Origin of the sequence: Psychromonas sp. psych-6C06 (assembly GCF_002835465.1) — a bacterium.
Taxonomy (GTDB): domain Bacteria; phylum Pseudomonadota; class Gammaproteobacteria; order Enterobacterales; family Psychromonadaceae; genus Psychromonas.
Genome location: NZ_PIZM01000007.1, coordinates 76,587 through 91,690, shown reverse-complemented (window position 1 = coordinate 91,690; position 15,104 = coordinate 76,587). Strand labels below are relative to the sequence as shown.

The following is a 15,104-nucleotide window of genomic DNA, read 5'->3' as shown; positions in this document are numbered from 1 at the left end:
CTATGCTTAGTCTGGCTTAAACATTCCGATCAAGTAGTCTTTACTACTCTCTACTTTCAATAACTGAATAGCGGCTGCGGGATCAACGCCTTTAGGGCAAACAACCGAGCAATAACCGACAAATGTACAGCCCCAAACACCTTCCTCTTGATTGACTATTTTCATTCGCTCAGCACTTCCAGCGTCACGGTTGTCGCGGTTATAGCGTGCTAATAGAGCGAGCGCTGCTGGTCCTGTAAATTTGTTGTCTAAGGCATACTGTGGACAAGCGGAATAACATAGGCCACAGTTGATACACATTGAAAATTGTCGGTATTTTTCCATCTGCTCAGGTGTTTGTTGATAGGCGCCCTCAGATAAACTGCGACTTTCACCGGCTTCATTTCTTTCAGGGATGATGTAGGGTTTTATCTCTTCAAGCTTTTTAATGAAGTCGTCCATCACAACCACTAAGTCACGCTCAATGGGGAAGTTAGCCAGTGGCTCTAGGGAGACTTTTTTCGGGTAATAATCACGTAAAAAAGCTTTGCAACCTAGTTTAGGTACGCCATTGACCATCATGCCGCAACTACCACAAATCGCCATACGACAAGACCAACGGAAACTAATGGTGCTATCGAGGTGATCTTTAATATATTGTAAGGCTTCTAAAATGGACATATCAGGACGATAGGGTACATCAAAGGTTTGTGTAAAAGGTTGATTATCTTCCTCTGGTCGATAACGCAGAATGTCTATTTCAATAATTTGTTCAGTCATTATTTATTCTCCTGCGCTGATTGGTCGCCAGCCGCGCCATAGGCACGCACGGCAGGTTGACTCTTTGTAATAGTGACATCGCTGTAAGCTATTTTAGGTGCTTTATCTTGCTGATAATAAGCGAGTGAATGTTTTAAAAACTTTTCATCGTCACGTGCTTCAAAGCCATCAATACGTTGATGTGAACCACGCGACTCTTCACGAAGTAATGCGCTGTGTGCCATCGCTTCTGCAGTATCAAGCAGGTAACCAAGCTCTATCGCATATAAAAACTCTGTATTAAATACGCTGGATTTGTCGGCAATATGAATGTTTTTGTAACGCTCTTTCAGCTCTGCGAGTTTATCTATGGTTGCCTGCATCGACTCTTTTGTGCGGTAGATACCGACACCTTCTTCCATGCTATCGCCCATCTCTTGGCGAATATCGGCCATCTTTTCTGTGCCATTGCTGTTGAGCAGAGCATGTGTGCGTTGCATTACCGCTTCTGCTTGTTTTTTAATGGGCGTGATTTTTTCATGTTTATTGGCTTTCGCATATTCAGCCGCTTGCTCACCTGCAAGTTGCCCAAATACGGCAAGCTCAGTTAATGAATTAGAGCCTAAACGGTTAGCGCCATGAAGGCCGACAGAGGCACACTCGCCAATCGCGTATAAACCCGCTAGAGAGGTCGCGGTTTTAGCGTCGGTTTCAATACCCCCCATCGTGTAATGCACGGTAGGGCGAACCGGAATCGGTTCATGAACAGGATCAACCCCCACATAGGCCTTTGCTAACTCACGTATAAAGGGTAAGCGTTCGTTAATTTTTTCTTCCCCTAAGTGGCGTAGGTCTAAATGGATATAATCTCCACGCTCACCGTTAATTACATTGCCTTTTTGTTGCTCTTGCCAGAAACATTGGCTGAGTTTATCGCGTGGTCCGAGTTCCATATATTTGTTTTTGGTTTCACCCACTGGAATTTCAGGGCCTAGACCGTAATCTTGCAAGTAACGATAACCGTCTTTATTGACTAAAATACCGCCTTCACCACGACAACCTTCGGTCATTAAAATACCGCTGCCAGGTAGGCCCGTCGGGTGATATTGTACAAACTCCATATCGCGCAGTGCGACACCGTGGCGATAGGCAAGTGACATTCCATCACCGGTCACAATACCGCCATTAGTGTTATAGCTGTACACACGGCCGGCACCACCGGTTGCCATGATTACGGATTTGGCTTGAATTAATTTTACTTCGCCTTCAGCAATATCAAGAATAACGACACCTTGAATTTTTTCATCCTCGACGATCAAATCAAGACAGAAATGTTCATCATAACGGGTGATTTTGGGGTGCTGTATAGAGGTTTGAAAGAGGGTATGAAGAATATGGAAACCACTTTTATCTGCTGCAAACCATGTGCGTTCTATTTTCATACCACCAAAGGCACGTACGTTGATACTGCCATCGGGTTTACGGCTCCAAGGGCATCCCCAATGTTCCAATTGGGTTAATTGTTTAGCCGCATTTTCAACAAAATATTCAACCACATCCTGCTCGCATAACCAATCACCACCGGAAACTGTGTCATTAAAATGGTTATCCAGCGAGTCATGATCCTGTGCAACACCCGCAGCCCCCCCTTCTGCAGCCACGGTGTGGCTTCGCATCGGGTATACTTTAGAGATAAGCGCAACATCGAGTTCGGGATGATTTTCTGCTATTTCAATGGCAGCTCGTAAACCTGAACCGCCGGCGCCAATAATGGCGACATCTGTTTTAATTATTTGCACGCTTATCTCCTCCCACCAAAAAGTAAGTATTCAGTGTAGCAATGCAATCTTAAAAATCCGTGAGAGTGGTAAGGTTTTTAAGATTGTTTGTGAAGAGTTCGACTTTTTATTACGCGGAATCAATAATTTGATAAACTTCTTATTATAAATAAGAGAGGAAATATGAGCTGGTTACCCAATGCCGATATTGCACTGCTGAAAAAGCGTGCTGTTATTATTCAAAAAATGAGACGTTTTTTTATTCAACGCGATCTACTTGAAGTAGAAACGCCTTCACTGAGTCAAGCAGGGGTAACGGATCAGCACCTTTTTTGTTTTAAAACTCACTTTGTCGGGCCTGAAATTAGTGAGCGAAAGCCAGATCCATTAGGTGTGCCCCTTTATCTGCAAACATCACCTGAATTTCATATGAAACGTCTTCTGTCGGCGGGCAGTGGTAGCATATTTCAAATCGCGAAAGCGTTTAGAAACGAAGAGTCTGGGCGTTACCATAATCCTGAGTTTACCCTATTAGAGTGGTATCGTGTTGGTTTTGATCATTTTCAACTGATGGATGAGATGGAGCAATTGCTCAAATTAGTTTTAGCATGCGATAATGCAACGCGTTTGACCTATCAGCAGGCATTTCAATTACACCTTGATGTAGACCCGCTTAGTGCCTCGCTTGAGCAATTAAAAGTGGCTGGAGCGAGCCTTGATTTAGGCGATGTATTAGATAATGAAGATGATAAAGACACGGTTTTACAGTTGCTTTTTTGTGTTGCGATTGAGCCTGTTATTGCCAATGATGCGCCCTGTTTTGTTTATAATTTCCCTGCATCTCAGGCCGCGCTTGCACGCATTAGTAAAGATGATAATCGAGTTGCAGAGCGTTTTGAGGTGTATTACAAAGGTATTGAATTAGCGAATGGCTTTCATGAGTTGAGTGACAGTAAAGAGCAACGATTACGTTTTGAAAAAGATAATCGACTGCGTCAAAAAAATAATTTGCCACAAATGCCTATCGACCATCGTTTTGTCGATTCACTTGATTCATTACCTGACTGCTCGGGGGTTGCATTGGGAATTGATCGTTTGATTATGCTTGCAACAGGGCAGTCGCATATCGACAACGTGGTAAGTTTCACGATTAAAGGAGCCTAACATGGCTAAATTATGGTTAACCGATAAAGCCTATTCGGTTTGGGCTTATGCGATTCGTATTGCCTACTGGTTGGTCGCTATCTACCTTTCTATGCTTTTTACGCAACACTTTGATCAACAAAGCTGGTTTAAAGTGGGCTTAATGATCATCAGTTTGTTGTTCGTGATTGGCTTTTTAGGCTTGGGTCGCTATTTAGATCACCTTTTCAAAATTAAAGAAAAATAAGTGCCTGTTTAGCATCTACACTTTATTTATTGTCGCTATTGCAAAGAGGTCTATATGCCAATTAATAAAGTGAAATCGGAAGTAAAAAATCTATCTGATATTTTAGATAACGATCTGATTGCCGATGAATGTACGGCAGGAGAGTTAAAAACGGTGCATGATCAGCTTCAAGAGGCGATCTTATCACGCGATCCGGCACAACTTATTCGTGACAAAAAAATAACAGAGCAGTTGCTTATGCTTGAAGAAAGCCATCCGGTTGTTGGTAAAACCATTAAAGATTTAATGAGTGCATTATCGGGGATGGGCATTTAGTTTTATAAATGAATAATAGTTGTGTGTTGCTAGATATTCATCGCTCTATTTACTGAGTCAAAGACGGGCACAAAAAAACCGACAAAAGTCGGTTTTTTTAACTACGTATGTTACGCCGAAAAAGCGTAGCATCGAATAGCTTTAATATTAAAGCGCTTTAATTTTAGCAGAAAGACGGCTTTTCTTACGAGCTACCATGTTTTTGCTTATTAAGCCTTTAGTTGCGAATTTATCTAAAGTAGCTTGTAATGTAACAAACTCTGTAGCTGCAACTTCTTTATTACCAGCTTCGATAGCAACAACAACTTTCTTGATGAAAGTACGCATCATTGTACGACGGCTAGCGTTATGTTTACGGCGTTTTTCAGATTGAATAGCGCGTTTTTTAGCAGACTTGATATTAGCCAAGACCTTAACTCCTAAATTCTGTATACAAGGGATAATCAAAGGTCGAGGAATATGCCTTGTAACATGTGTATTGTCAAATGGTTTCTTATTTTAACTACTCTTTCGTGCTCATTAATCGCTTAAAATATGAAACGATATATATGAAACGACTAAACTGCCCTTTGTCTTCAACTAAGCGTATGAGCTTAGTGCTAAGTTTTCACAGTCTAGAAATAGCTTTTAACCGCTGAAAAAACTGCGAAGAATCCTGACAGGTGGTTAAACTGCGCGCATTTTATACTCAACGACACTTAGATGCAAATTTACAATGGATTTATTGCGCTTCTTTGCTGATTAATTTTCTGACTTATTTAAGAGTTATCAATTTGATTACTTATGCAGCTTAACTTTTAGACTTCAAATAATTGCGTTGGGTGGCTTTTAATCACTTTTGATAGTTTGCAGTAAGGCGTTTCAGTATGACTAAGGGATACAGCACTTAATTTTTATAAAAGATTCTAAATTTAACTAATTGATTATAAATGTCTTTATCAACAACGCTTTATTCATATTGGTATTATGATGCTTTCGCTATAAAATGCCCCTCTAAATTTAGCTAGAGATCTCGCGAGTGAGTAAAAAATTATTAAAATCAGGGATGATAGTCAGTGCAATGACGTTGATTTCCCGTGTATTAGGGTTAGTGCGCGATATCGTGATAGCAAACTTAATGGGTGCTGGGGCAGCGGCTGATCTTTTCTTTTTTGCTAATAAAATTCCCAATTTTTTGCGTCGATTATTTGCCGAAGGAGCATTTGCACAAGCTTTTGTACCGGTATTGACTGAATATGAAAAAACCAAATCACGAGATGAAGTGACACAGCTCATCGCTGCCGTTTCGGGGACATTAGGTACAATTGTCACCGTTATTACGCTTCTTGGTGTATTAGGCTCAAGCGTGATCACTGCACTATTTGGCTTTGGTTGGTTTTTAGAGTGGTATAACGGTGGCGCAGAAGCATATAAGTTTGAACTTGCTTCGGATATGCTAAAAATTACTTTCCCCTATTTATGGTTTATCACCTTTACTGCACTTTCTGGCGCTATTCTAAATACTCTTGGCAAGTTTGCCGTTGCGGCCTTTACGCCGGTGTTTTTAAATATTGCCATTATTAGCTGTGCCCTGTTTGTTTCACCAAAATTAGCACAACCTGAATTTGGCCTTGCAATTGGCGTGTTATTAGGGGGGGCGATTCAATTCTTTTTTCAAATCCCTTTCATGGCAAAAGAGGGGATGTTAGTAAAACCAAAATGGAATTGGCATCATGAAGGGGTAGTGAAAATCCGTACTTTGATGATACCGGCTCTGTTTGGGGTATCGGTTAGTCAGATTAACCTACTACTTGATACTTTTATTGCCAGTTTTTTACAAACAGGTTCAATTAGCTGGCTTTATTATTCGGATCGATTATTGGAGTTTCCTCTCGGTCTTTTTGGTATTGCGATTGCGACTGTTATTCTGCCTAGTCTCTCCTCGTCACATGTCAGTAAATCCCCACAGCACTTTGCTAAAACGGTGGATTGGGGAATGCGTATGGTGTGCATGTTAGGTTTTCCAGCCATGTTGGGGCTTATTGTATTAGCTGAACCTATGTTGCGTGTGTTGTTTATGCGTGGCGAGTTCGGTATGGATGATGTAAGTATGGCATCCATGAGTTTATTTGCCTATGGCTCTGGGCTGCTGAGTTTCATGATGGTGAAAGTGCTTGCCCCTGGGTATTACGCACGACAGGATACAAAAACACCGGTTAAATACGGCATTATTGCTATGGTGAGTAACATGGGGTTAAACATTATATTTGCTATTCCATTTGGCTATGTTGGTTTGGCTATTGCCACCTCGCTGTCTGCAACATTAAATGCAGGTATGTTGTGGTTTGGATTATATCGTAGTGGTGTTTACCAAAAACAAAATGAGACTATTCGTGTACTTTTACGCATTATTATTTCAGCGTTAGTGATGGCGGTTACGATGGTTTATCTTAACCCTAGCTTGCAACAATGGAGTGAATTTAGCCTCTTTGAAGCCGCATATAAATTGTTTGCTTTAATCGCGTTAGGTGTTGCAACCTACTTTGTCTGTGCAGGCATCATTGGCTTGCGTATCAGGCACTTTAAAATTAGTGCTGAAAAGACAAAAAATGAGAGCTGATAAGTTGAGCGCTATGCTATATAATCCTCCTTTTGCGTCTGTGTATATATAGAAAAGTAGAGTGATGGAATTAGTTCGTGGCATTCATAATCTTAACTCGCAACATCAAGGTTGTGTTTTAAGCATTGGTAATTTTGACGGTATTCACTGCGGACATAATGCCGTGTTATCTCGTTTATTACGTGAAGCTAAACGTCTTAATGTGCCTGCGACAGTCATGACTTTTGAGCCACAGCCCGAAGAGCTGTTTTTAGGTGATAACGCACCTGCTCGATTGAGTCGCTTACGTGATAAATTTGTACAGCTTGAAAAGTTGAAATTAGACCGTTTGTTATGTGTTTCTTTTACGCGACAGTTTGCCAATATTAGCGCAGAAGCTTTTATTGAAGAGTTATTGATTAATAAGCTAAATATAAAGTTTTTGGTCGTTGGTGATGACTTTCATTTTGGCTACCAGCGCCGCGGAGACTTTCAGCTTTTACAGCAAGCGGGTAAAAAACATGGCTTTGAAGTTGTTGATACGCAAAGTTTAGTGCAGCAATCACAACGTATAAGCAGCACCCGTATTCGTGATTTCTTAGCGAAGGGTGAACTAGCTCAAGCCGCCGATATGTTGGGGCGTAAATATAGTATTGCTGGGCGTGTAAGCCATGGCCGTAAACTCGGACGCACCATTGGTGTGCCGACTGCCAACTTGCTACTAAAACGTCGCGTATCTCCGTTATCAGGCGTGTTTGTTGTCACGGTACTTGGCATTAAAGGGAAAAGCTATCAGGGGGTTGCTAATATCGGTACCCGCCCGACGGTTAAAGGTGAAAGGCAGCAGTTAGAAGTACATATTTTTAACTTTGAGGGGGATCTTTACGGAGAGCAACTTGAAGTCGTGTTAGAAGAGAAATTACGCAGTGAAGTGAAGTTTGAGTCCTTCGCTGAGTTAAAAGTTCAGATAGATAAAGATATACAAGACGCTAAGCGATGGCATGAAAATGCCAGCATCAAAACAATTAACAATTAAATCGTAAGATGGAATAAAAAACCGATGAGTGATTATAAAAGTACATTAAACCTTCCTAAAACAGGTTTTCCGATGCGTGCAAATTTGGCGAATCGTGAACCAAATATGTTGAAAAACTGGTACAAAAATGACTTGTACAGCAAGATTCGCAGCGCTAAAAAAGGTAAAAAAACATTTATTCTGCATGATGGTCCTCCCTATGCAAATGGTGATATTCATATCGGTCACTCGGTAAATAAAATTCTGAAAGATATTATTATCAAATCTAAAACACTTTCTGACTTCGACGCGCCTTACATTCCGGGCTGGGATTGTCATGGTTTACCGATCGAGCTAAAAGTTGAGCAAAAACATGGTAAACCAGGTAAAAAATTAACGCCTGCACAGTTCCGTGTTAAATGCCGTGAATATGCTGCACGTCAAGTTGATGGGCAACGTAAAGACTTTCAGCGACTTGGTGTATTAGGTGATTGGGAAAACCCTTACCTAACGATGAACTTTGAAACAGAAGCGAACATTGTTCGTGCTTTAGCGAAAATCATCAAAAATGATCACCTGCATAAAGGCTCTAAACCTGTGCATTGGTGTACAGACTGTGGCTCTGCATTAGCAGAAGCGGAAGTTGAATACGAAGATAAAAACTCGCCTGCGATTGATGTCGCATTTACTGCGGTTGATAACGAAGCTGTCATTGCTTGTTTTAACCCTGAAGGTGATGACTTAGGTCACGGTGATATTTGTACTGTTATTTGGACAACAACGCCTTGGACACTGCCTGCTAACCGCGCGGTTGCATTGGCTGCTAAAGTTGAATACTCATTAGTGCAAGCGGGCGAGCGTCGTTTGATTTTAGCGACTGATTTAGTTAATAGCGCAATGGAGCGTTACGGCATTGAAGATGCTAAAACAGTGGCAATTTGTAGCGGTGCTGATTTAGAAAAACAACTGTTTAATCATCCGTTCTTAAATCTACAGGTACCTGCGATTATTGCAGACCATGTAACCATTGATGCTGGTACAGGTTGTGTGCACACTGCGCCGGGTCATGGTCAAGACGATTACTCCGTTGGTTTAAAATATGATCTCGAGGTTGCAAACCCAGTTGCTGATAATGGTGTATTCCGTGAAGATACTGAATTCTTTGCCGGTCTACATGTATTTAAAGCGAACGATAAAGTGCTCGAAGTGCTAACTGAAAAGAATGCGCTAGTTTGCCATAAAGTACTAAAACACAGCTACCCACATTGTTGGAGACACAAAACGCCGATTATCTTCCGTGCGACGCCACAATGGTTTATTGCGATGGACCAAAAAGGGTTGCGTGATAATGCGTTAGGTGAAATCAAAGAAGTTAAATGGATCCCTGCTTGGGGTGAGCAGCGTATTGAAAAAATGATTCAAGGTCGCCCTGATTGGTGTATTTCTCGTCAGCGTACATGGGGCGTACCAATTACGCTGTTTGTTAATAAAGAGACGGATGAATTACACCCTAATAGTGTTGAGATGATGGAGCTTATCGCCCTTAAAATTGAAAAAGAGGGGATTCAAGCGTGGTGGGATTTAGACGCAGAAAAACTATTAGGTTTTGAAGCAGACCAATACCGTAAAGTGACAGATACATTAGATGTATGGTTTGACTCTGGTACGACTCACTCAGCTGTTGTTGGCGTACGCGATGAATACCAAAATGGCGATGCTGTTAATGATATCGACCTTTATCTTGAAGGTTCAGATCAGCACCGAGGTTGGTTCCAATCATCACTCATGACCAGTGTTGCAATCAAAGATAAGGCCCCTTACAAAGAGGTATTAACACACGGTTTCGTGGTTGATGCACAAGGTAAGAAAATGTCTAAGTCTGTTGGTAACGTAATGTCACCACAGAAAGTAATGAATGACTTAGGCGCTGATGTTTTGCGTCTCTGGGTTGCTTCTACCGATTACACCGGTGAAATCACCGTATCCGATGAGATCTTAAACCGTAGTGCAGATAGCTACCGTCGTATTCGTAATACAGCGCGCTTCTTACTCTCTAATTTAAACGGTTTTGATCCAAAAGCAGATATGCTTGCAAGCGATGAGATGGTTGCATTAGATCGTTGGATCGTTGCTAAAGCGGATGCATTACAAGCTGAAATTGTTACTGCTTACAACGAATACAACCTACATGCCGTTCATCAAAAACTAACACACTTCTGTTCAATTGAACTAGGTAGCTTTTACCTAGATATCATTAAAGACAGACAGTACACCGCTAAATCAGACGGTATTGCACGTCGTAGTTGTCAAACCGCGATGTTCCACTTAGCGGAAGCATTAGTTCGTTGGATGGCACCAATCTTAAGCTTTACAGCCGATGAGATTTGGGGACGTATGCCGGGCGAGCGTGATGAATTTGTCTTCACTGGCGTTTGGTACGATGGCTTATTTGGTTTAACAGATAACGAAGCTGTTTCAAATAAGCAGTGGGATCAATTAATTGCTGTTCGTGCTGAAGTTAACAAAGCATTAGAGCTTGCGCGTAATGAGAGTGTTATCGGTGGTGGCTTAGAAGCGGAAGTCACTTTATACGCAGATGATAACACTGCTAACTTATTAAACGGTTTAGCAGATGAATTACGTTTTGTTTTAATTACTTCAAAAGCGACTGTAAAAGCACTTTCAGATGCACCTGAAACCGCGGTAACAACTGAGCTTGCTGGATTGAGTGTTGCCGTTGAGAAAAGCGTACATGCTAAATGTGATCGTTGTTGGCACCACCACGAAAGTGTGGGTACCGATGAAACACACCCTCTGTTATGTGTACGTTGTGTCACTAACGTTGATGGCGATGGCGAACAGCGCCAGTTTGCTTAATAAGTAAGCACGATCCTTAATAAAACGCCTTACATTATTAAGGCGTTTTTTTTAGCTTTAAAATAAGAGAAAGCAATGACAGAGATAATTGAAAAGTCAGGGTTACGCTGGTTATGGATAACTGCCGTATTGTTAATTTTAGATCAAGCAACTAAATATTGGACCGTTCAGGCACTCGACCTTTATGAGTCTTATGAAGTATTATCTTTTTTTAATTTTACCTATGCGCGTAATTACGGAGCTGCTTTTAGTTTCTTAGGCGATGCAGGCGGCTGGCAAAAGTATCTGTTTACCAGTATTGCTTTTGCGGTGTCAGCCTATTTACTGTATTCATTGAAAAACAACAGTGTTAATAAACGTTGGGAAAATATTGCCTTTAGTTTAGTGTTGTCAGGCGCAATCGGTAATGTGATGGATCGATTGATGTTTGGCTATGTGGTTGATTTTTTAGATTTTGATTTAGGTTTTTATCGTTGGCCAACCTTTAATGTAGCGGATATTGCTATTTTTATTGGTGCCGCAATGATTATTCTTGCTTCTCTTCTCTACCCTGAAGAGCAAAAAGATAAAGCAAAAGAAAAGGAAAATAAATAATGACGGATTCAACAAAAACAATTACTGCAGACAGTGAAGTGATGATGCACTTTTCAATCCGTTTAGCCGATGGCTCTGCGGTAGACAGCAGTAAGGTTGACAATAAGCCTGCAAAATTTGTAATGGGGGATGGTAGCCTAACGCCTAATTTTGAGCGTTGTTTATTAGGTTTAACAGAGGGGCAGTCTGAAACTTTTACCCTTGCACCTGAAGATGCATTTGGTTTGCCAAACCCAGATAACGTCCATCATTTAGAGTTAAGTAAGTTTAGTGCCGATGTCCCAGCAGAGGTGGGTACAATTATTACTTTTGCTCAACCAGATGGTAGCGAGTTACCCGGTGTTATTCGTGAGGTGATCGCGGACAGTGTCACCGTTGATTTTAATCATCCACTTGCTGGTCAGATACTGACTTTTGAAGTTGATGTACTTGAAGTATTAGGCTAGGTATTTATTATGCAAATTATTTTAGCAAACCCACGTGGTTTCTGTGCCGGGGTACACCGTGCAATCTCAATTGTTGAGCGAGCTTTAGATCTTTTTCCATCGCCTATTTATGTTCGCCATGAAGTGGTTCATAACCAGTATGTTGTTGACGGATTAAAAGCGCGTGGTGCGGTTTTTGTCGAAGAGCTCAATGAAGTGCCCGATGATAATATTGTTATTTTCAGTGCCCATGGTGTAGCACAATCAGTACGTAATGAAGCGAAAAAACGCGAGTTAAAAGTATTTGATGCGACCTGTCCGTTAGTGACAAAAGTGCACATGGAAGTAACACGAGCAAGTCGCCGTGCTCAGGAGTGTATTTTAATTGGTCACGAAGGGCACCCTGAAGTCGTTGGTACCATGGGGCAGTATGACAATGATAAGGGGGGAATTTATCTTGTTGAGTCGCCTGAGGATGTAGAAAAGTTACAAGTAAAAGATGCGACTAAGTTATGCTATAGCTCTCAAACGACGCTTTCAGTAGATGATACAGCCAACATAATCAATGCATTACGTGAAAAGTTTCCGGAAATAGAAGGCCCTCGTAAAGACGATATTTGCTATGCCACCCAAAATCGTCAGGACTCAGTGAAGGATCTCGCACAAATAACCGATCTAGTGTTAGTCGTCGGCTCAACCAATTCTTCTAACTCAAACCGTCTCCGAGAAAAGGCGAGTTGCGAAGGAGTGAACGCTTACCTTATTGATAATGCATCAGATATTAATTGCGAATGGTTTGAAAATGTCAATAAAGTTGGTGTTACAGCTGGTGCTTCCGCACCTGAAGTATTAGTTAAAGAGGTGGTTGATAAGTTACAAGCACTCGGTGGGACGTTAGTCATTGAAAATCCTGGTGTGCGTGAAAATACAGTTTTTGAGGTGCCTGCTGAGCTACGAGTAAGACAGATAGACTAAGCCTAACGACTATTAAAGTCACCTTGTGAATATTATCTTATCGATTTTATTTTACAAACAAATCAAATAATTACGAGTGTGTAGTTATTGTAATCGACGGTTTTTGTTAGAATGCCTGTCGTCTTTTTTAAAGCCAATTTATGATTTTTATAAATTGGCTTTTTTTGTGTCTCATTTTCCCCTAAGAGATCACCTACTATTCACATCAGTTTTGTCTTTTATTGATTCCTAATGTTCAACACGAACTATAATTATTGATTGGAAACCTTTTTAAGGTTAAGCAATGGATTGATTTATGAAAAAGACTTGTTTAAACATTAATGCCACTCATGGTGGATTTAGCCTGATTGAAATTATGATCAGTGCCTTTATTTTAGCGCTCGGCTTGCTCGGTTTAGCTGGCATGCAATCTACAGCCGTCAAATCTACTATCGAAATTCAGCAAAGAAGTCTCGCCAATTCCCTTATTACCGATATTACTGAACGTATGCAACTTAATCGTTTATGGCTAAGTGGTGCTGGTAATAGCTACAGTATTGATAGCTTGACAGATGCTAACCTATCGATACCGAACTGTATTGGGTCGGGCGGGGTGTTTGTTAATTGTAGTGGCGAAGATATAAAAAACAACGACCTTTATGAGTGGAAGCAAAAATTTACTGGTGCAGAGGTTAATGCCAGCACAAATGGTGAAAATGGCCTAGTTGAAGCAGATGCTTGCATAGCAGTATCCCCGGCATCGGGCTCTGATGGTGAGCTTGTGCAGATCGTCATTAGTTGGTTTTCAACTGTTAAAAGTAAGGATGCAGCTGCGAATGCTGGGGCGACGGATCTAACCAATACTTGTGGTACGGCGAATGCGCATCGTCGTCAGCTAAGTGTTGAAACTTACATCAGTAAATCATCATGATTGGTCCTCGTCTTATCTCACCCCCTAAAAATATCCGCCAGCAGTTAGGTTATTCGTTAGTTGAATGGATGATTGCGATATTACTTTCGTTGTTTTTAACCGCTGGTTTGTTAAGTGTTTTTATTGCGAGTCAACGAGCAACTAATGAAGCACTGGGCAGTGGTGAACGTCAAGAAAATGCGACGTTTGCTTTGCAGCTATTAGCGCGAGACCTCAAGCAATCGTACTTTTTTTCACAGGCGACTGGTGAAAATAAAAGCTTGTGGGATCTCAATGGTGCAATTATCGCTAATAGTGATGACTGCTTAGACAATGTATCCAGTGGATCTTTCCCTAATGGCGGGAAATATCGCCCTTTGTGGGCAGCTTCTGTGCCTGCATCCATCGGTAGCTTAGCGATGAGTTGTATTAATGATGGCGACAGTGATACTAGCTTAGTGGTTAATAGTGATTACCTTTCATTAAAAAGAGTACGTGGTTACCAGCAAGAGGGTAGCTATATTGCTGATCGATTTTACTTGGATATCAATACCTCAGCGTTAACTGTTTACCAAGGTGATGCCAGTGCATTAACCAGTAGTGCAGTCAAACCGGTTTGGGAATATATTCATCACGTCTACTACTTAGATAAGCAGGATGAGATTGGTCGTTTACGTCGCTTAACCTTACGAACAAGTAAAATGGTTCGTGAAGAAGTCTTAGTGGAAGGTGTTGAAAGTATGCAATTTATGTTCGCATTAGACGCTTTGGTTGCAAGCGAACGGGATGGCTCTGTGCACTCCTTTGTTGGTGCTTCACAGGTGACCAATAATGATTGGGATACTGGCCGAGTGATCGGAGTAAAAATATTTTTATTGGTCAAATCTCTTGAGAAAACTGCCGGTTATACAAATGGCAATACTTACCAAATGGGGGATTACTTGTTTCCTGCTGCCAATGATAATTATAAAAGAGAGCTCGTTTCAACAGTGATTCTTTTCCAAAATAGCGTGGTATTAGTAAATGACTAGCTTACATAAACAAAGAGGGATCGCACTTTTTATTGCGATGTTAATTTTACCATTGTTATTAGTACTTGGTGTTTTGGTAATGAGTAATAGTTTTCTTGGGCTTAAGATGATTGATGCGCGCGTGTTACAGGGAGAGTCAAATATTCTTCTGAACAGTGCTGCCAACGAAATTTTACACCGCTCAGGCACAGCTCAATCCTTTGCTAGCGCAACTACGAACACTATTTTTTCCTATGGCGATGTCAGCAGTAATGTTGAATTAAATGGTGAAATAAACTGTAAACGGCGCATGAAAGCAAGTGGCAATAATTTCAAATGTAAATATCTACAAGTTAACTTTGTACATGAGTTTGGAAGAACAAAATCTGGGGGCGCTAAATGGGCTCAAAATGCTATGAGCATCGGGGTTGAACAACCTATTATCTCAGATTAATTAACAGTAAATTTATAGGTTTAAAGCGTATTGCCAGCGTACTTTTAGAAAGGCAAAGGGAGAAAT

Annotated in this window: 15 protein-coding genes; 12 read left to right on the top strand and 3 right to left on the bottom strand. The window is 41.1% G+C overall.

Annotation, left to right across the window (positions count from 1 at the left end):
* Positions 1 to 6: 6 nt before the first annotated feature.
* Complete coding sequence (locus CW745_RS11405; protein WP_101108810.1) at positions 7 to 759, bottom strand: succinate dehydrogenase/fumarate reductase iron-sulfur subunit; 753 nt, start codon at positions 757 to 759, stop codon at positions 7 to 9.
* Positions 759 to 2,537 (bottom strand): fumarate reductase (quinol) flavoprotein subunit, encoded by a 1,779-nt coding sequence (gene frdA, locus CW745_RS11400; protein WP_101108809.1) that lies wholly within the window; start codon positions 2,535 to 2,537, stop codon positions 759 to 761. The genes CW745_RS11405 and frdA overlap by 1 nt, the downstream gene beginning before the upstream one ends.
* Before the next feature lie 162 nt (positions 2,538 to 2,699).
* Here frdA and epmA point away from each other — a divergent pair, with 162 nt between their 5' ends.
* Genes epmA through CW745_RS11385 form a run of 3 tightly spaced genes read left to right on the top strand, consistent with a single transcriptional unit; the run spans position 2,700 to position 4,221 of the window.
* A complete protein-coding gene (epmA, locus tag CW745_RS11395; protein ID WP_101108808.1) occupies positions 2,700 to 3,680 on the top strand; it encodes an elongation factor P--(R)-beta-lysine ligase in 981 nt (326 codons plus the stop codon).
* Between the two features lies 1 nt (position 3,681).
* Positions 3,682 to 3,906, top strand: a complete 225-nt coding sequence (locus tag CW745_RS11390; protein ID WP_101108807.1) for a hypothetical protein — start codon at positions 3,682 to 3,684, stop codon at positions 3,904 to 3,906.
* A 54-nt stretch (positions 3,907 to 3,960) separates the two neighbouring features.
* Positions 3,961 to 4,221: a DUF4404 family protein gene (locus CW745_RS11385; protein ID WP_101108806.1), complete on the top strand. Its 261-nt coding sequence runs from the start codon at positions 3,961 to 3,963 to the stop codon at positions 4,219 to 4,221.
* A 147-nt stretch (positions 4,222 to 4,368) separates the two neighbouring features.
* Here CW745_RS11385 and rpsT read toward each other — a convergent pair whose 3' ends face one another.
* Positions 4,369 to 4,629, bottom strand: coding sequence for a 30S ribosomal protein S20 (gene rpsT / locus CW745_RS11380; protein WP_101108805.1), 261 nt, complete (start codon positions 4,627 to 4,629; stop codon positions 4,369 to 4,371).
* A 610-nt stretch (positions 4,630 to 5,239) separates the two neighbouring features.
* Here rpsT and murJ point away from each other — a divergent pair.
* From murJ to CW745_RS11335, 9 genes are all read left to right on the top strand, one after another.
* A complete protein-coding gene (murJ, locus tag CW745_RS11375; RefSeq protein WP_101108804.1) occupies positions 5,240 to 6,820 on the top strand; it encodes a murein biosynthesis integral membrane protein MurJ in 1,581 nt (526 codons plus the stop codon).
* A 64-nt stretch (positions 6,821 to 6,884) separates the two neighbouring features.
* Positions 6,885 to 7,835: a bifunctional riboflavin kinase/FAD synthetase gene (gene ribF, locus CW745_RS16825; RefSeq protein WP_101108803.1), complete on the top strand. Its 951-nt coding sequence runs from the start codon at positions 6,885 to 6,887 to the stop codon at positions 7,833 to 7,835.
* A 24-nt stretch (positions 7,836 to 7,859) separates the two neighbouring features.
* Positions 7,860 to 10,691 (top strand): isoleucine--tRNA ligase, encoded by a 2,832-nt coding sequence (gene ileS, locus CW745_RS11365; RefSeq protein ID WP_101108802.1) that lies wholly within the window; start codon positions 7,860 to 7,862, stop codon positions 10,689 to 10,691.
* A 75-nt stretch (positions 10,692 to 10,766) separates the two neighbouring features.
* Positions 10,767 to 11,285, top strand: a complete 519-nt coding sequence (lspA, locus tag CW745_RS11360) for a signal peptidase II (RefSeq protein ID WP_101108801.1) — start codon at positions 10,767 to 10,769, stop codon at positions 11,283 to 11,285.
* A complete protein-coding gene (fkpB, locus tag CW745_RS11355) occupies positions 11,285 to 11,731 on the top strand; it encodes an FKBP-type peptidyl-prolyl cis-trans isomerase (protein ID WP_101108800.1) in 447 nt (148 codons plus the stop codon). Before lspA ends, fkpB begins: the two co-directional genes overlap by 1 nt.
* 9 nt (positions 11,732 to 11,740) lie before the next feature.
* Positions 11,741 to 12,685: a 4-hydroxy-3-methylbut-2-enyl diphosphate reductase gene (gene ispH, locus CW745_RS11350; protein WP_101108799.1), complete on the top strand. Its 945-nt coding sequence runs from the start codon at positions 11,741 to 11,743 to the stop codon at positions 12,683 to 12,685.
* Between the two features lie 295 nt (positions 12,686 to 12,980).
* Positions 12,981 to 13,595: a type IV pilus modification protein PilV gene (gene pilV / locus CW745_RS11345; protein ID WP_101108798.1), complete on the top strand. Its 615-nt coding sequence runs from the start codon at positions 12,981 to 12,983 to the stop codon at positions 13,593 to 13,595.
* Positions 13,592 to 14,605: a PilW family protein gene (locus CW745_RS11340; RefSeq protein ID WP_101108797.1), complete on the top strand. Its 1,014-nt coding sequence runs from the start codon at positions 13,592 to 13,594 to the stop codon at positions 14,603 to 14,605. Before pilV ends, CW745_RS11340 begins: the two co-directional genes overlap by 4 nt.
* Positions 14,598 to 15,038, top strand: a complete 441-nt coding sequence (locus tag CW745_RS11335; protein ID WP_101108796.1) for a hypothetical protein — start codon at positions 14,598 to 14,600, stop codon at positions 15,036 to 15,038. The genes CW745_RS11340 and CW745_RS11335 overlap by 8 nt, the downstream gene beginning before the upstream one ends.
* Positions 15,039 to 15,104 lie beyond the last annotated feature (66 nt).

Bases quoted from the DNA above. Each gene is read 5' to 3' on its own strand.
- CW745_RS11405 (WP_101108810.1), bottom strand. From the start codon at position 759: ATGACTGAACAAATTATTGAAATAGACATTCTGCGTTATCGACCAGAG.
- epmA (WP_101108808.1), top strand. From the start codon at position 2,700: ATGAGCTGGTTACCCAATGCCGATATTGCACTGCTGAAAAAGCGTGCT.
- CW745_RS11390 (WP_101108807.1), top strand. From the start codon at position 3,682: ATGGCTAAATTATGGTTAACCGATAAAGCCTATTCGGTTTGGGCTTAT.
- CW745_RS11385 (WP_101108806.1), top strand. From the start codon at position 3,961: ATGCCAATTAATAAAGTGAAATCGGAAGTAAAAAATCTATCTGATATT.
- ribF (WP_101108803.1), top strand. From the start codon at position 6,885: ATGGAATTAGTTCGTGGCATTCATAATCTTAACTCGCAACATCAAGGT.
- ileS (WP_101108802.1), top strand. From the start codon at position 7,860: ATGAGTGATTATAAAAGTACATTAAACCTTCCTAAAACAGGTTTTCCG.
- lspA (WP_101108801.1), top strand. From the start codon at position 10,767: ATGACAGAGATAATTGAAAAGTCAGGGTTACGCTGGTTATGGATAACT.
- fkpB (WP_101108800.1), top strand. From the start codon at position 11,285: ATGACGGATTCAACAAAAACAATTACTGCAGACAGTGAAGTGATGATG.
- ispH (WP_101108799.1), top strand. From the start codon at position 11,741: ATGCAAATTATTTTAGCAAACCCACGTGGTTTCTGTGCCGGGGTACAC.
- pilV (WP_101108798.1), top strand. From the start codon at position 12,981: ATGAAAAAGACTTGTTTAAACATTAATGCCACTCATGGTGGATTTAGC.
- CW745_RS11340 (WP_101108797.1), top strand. From the start codon at position 13,592: ATGATTGGTCCTCGTCTTATCTCACCCCCTAAAAATATCCGCCAGCAG.
- CW745_RS11335 (WP_101108796.1), top strand. From the start codon at position 14,598: ATGACTAGCTTACATAAACAAAGAGGGATCGCACTTTTTATTGCGATG.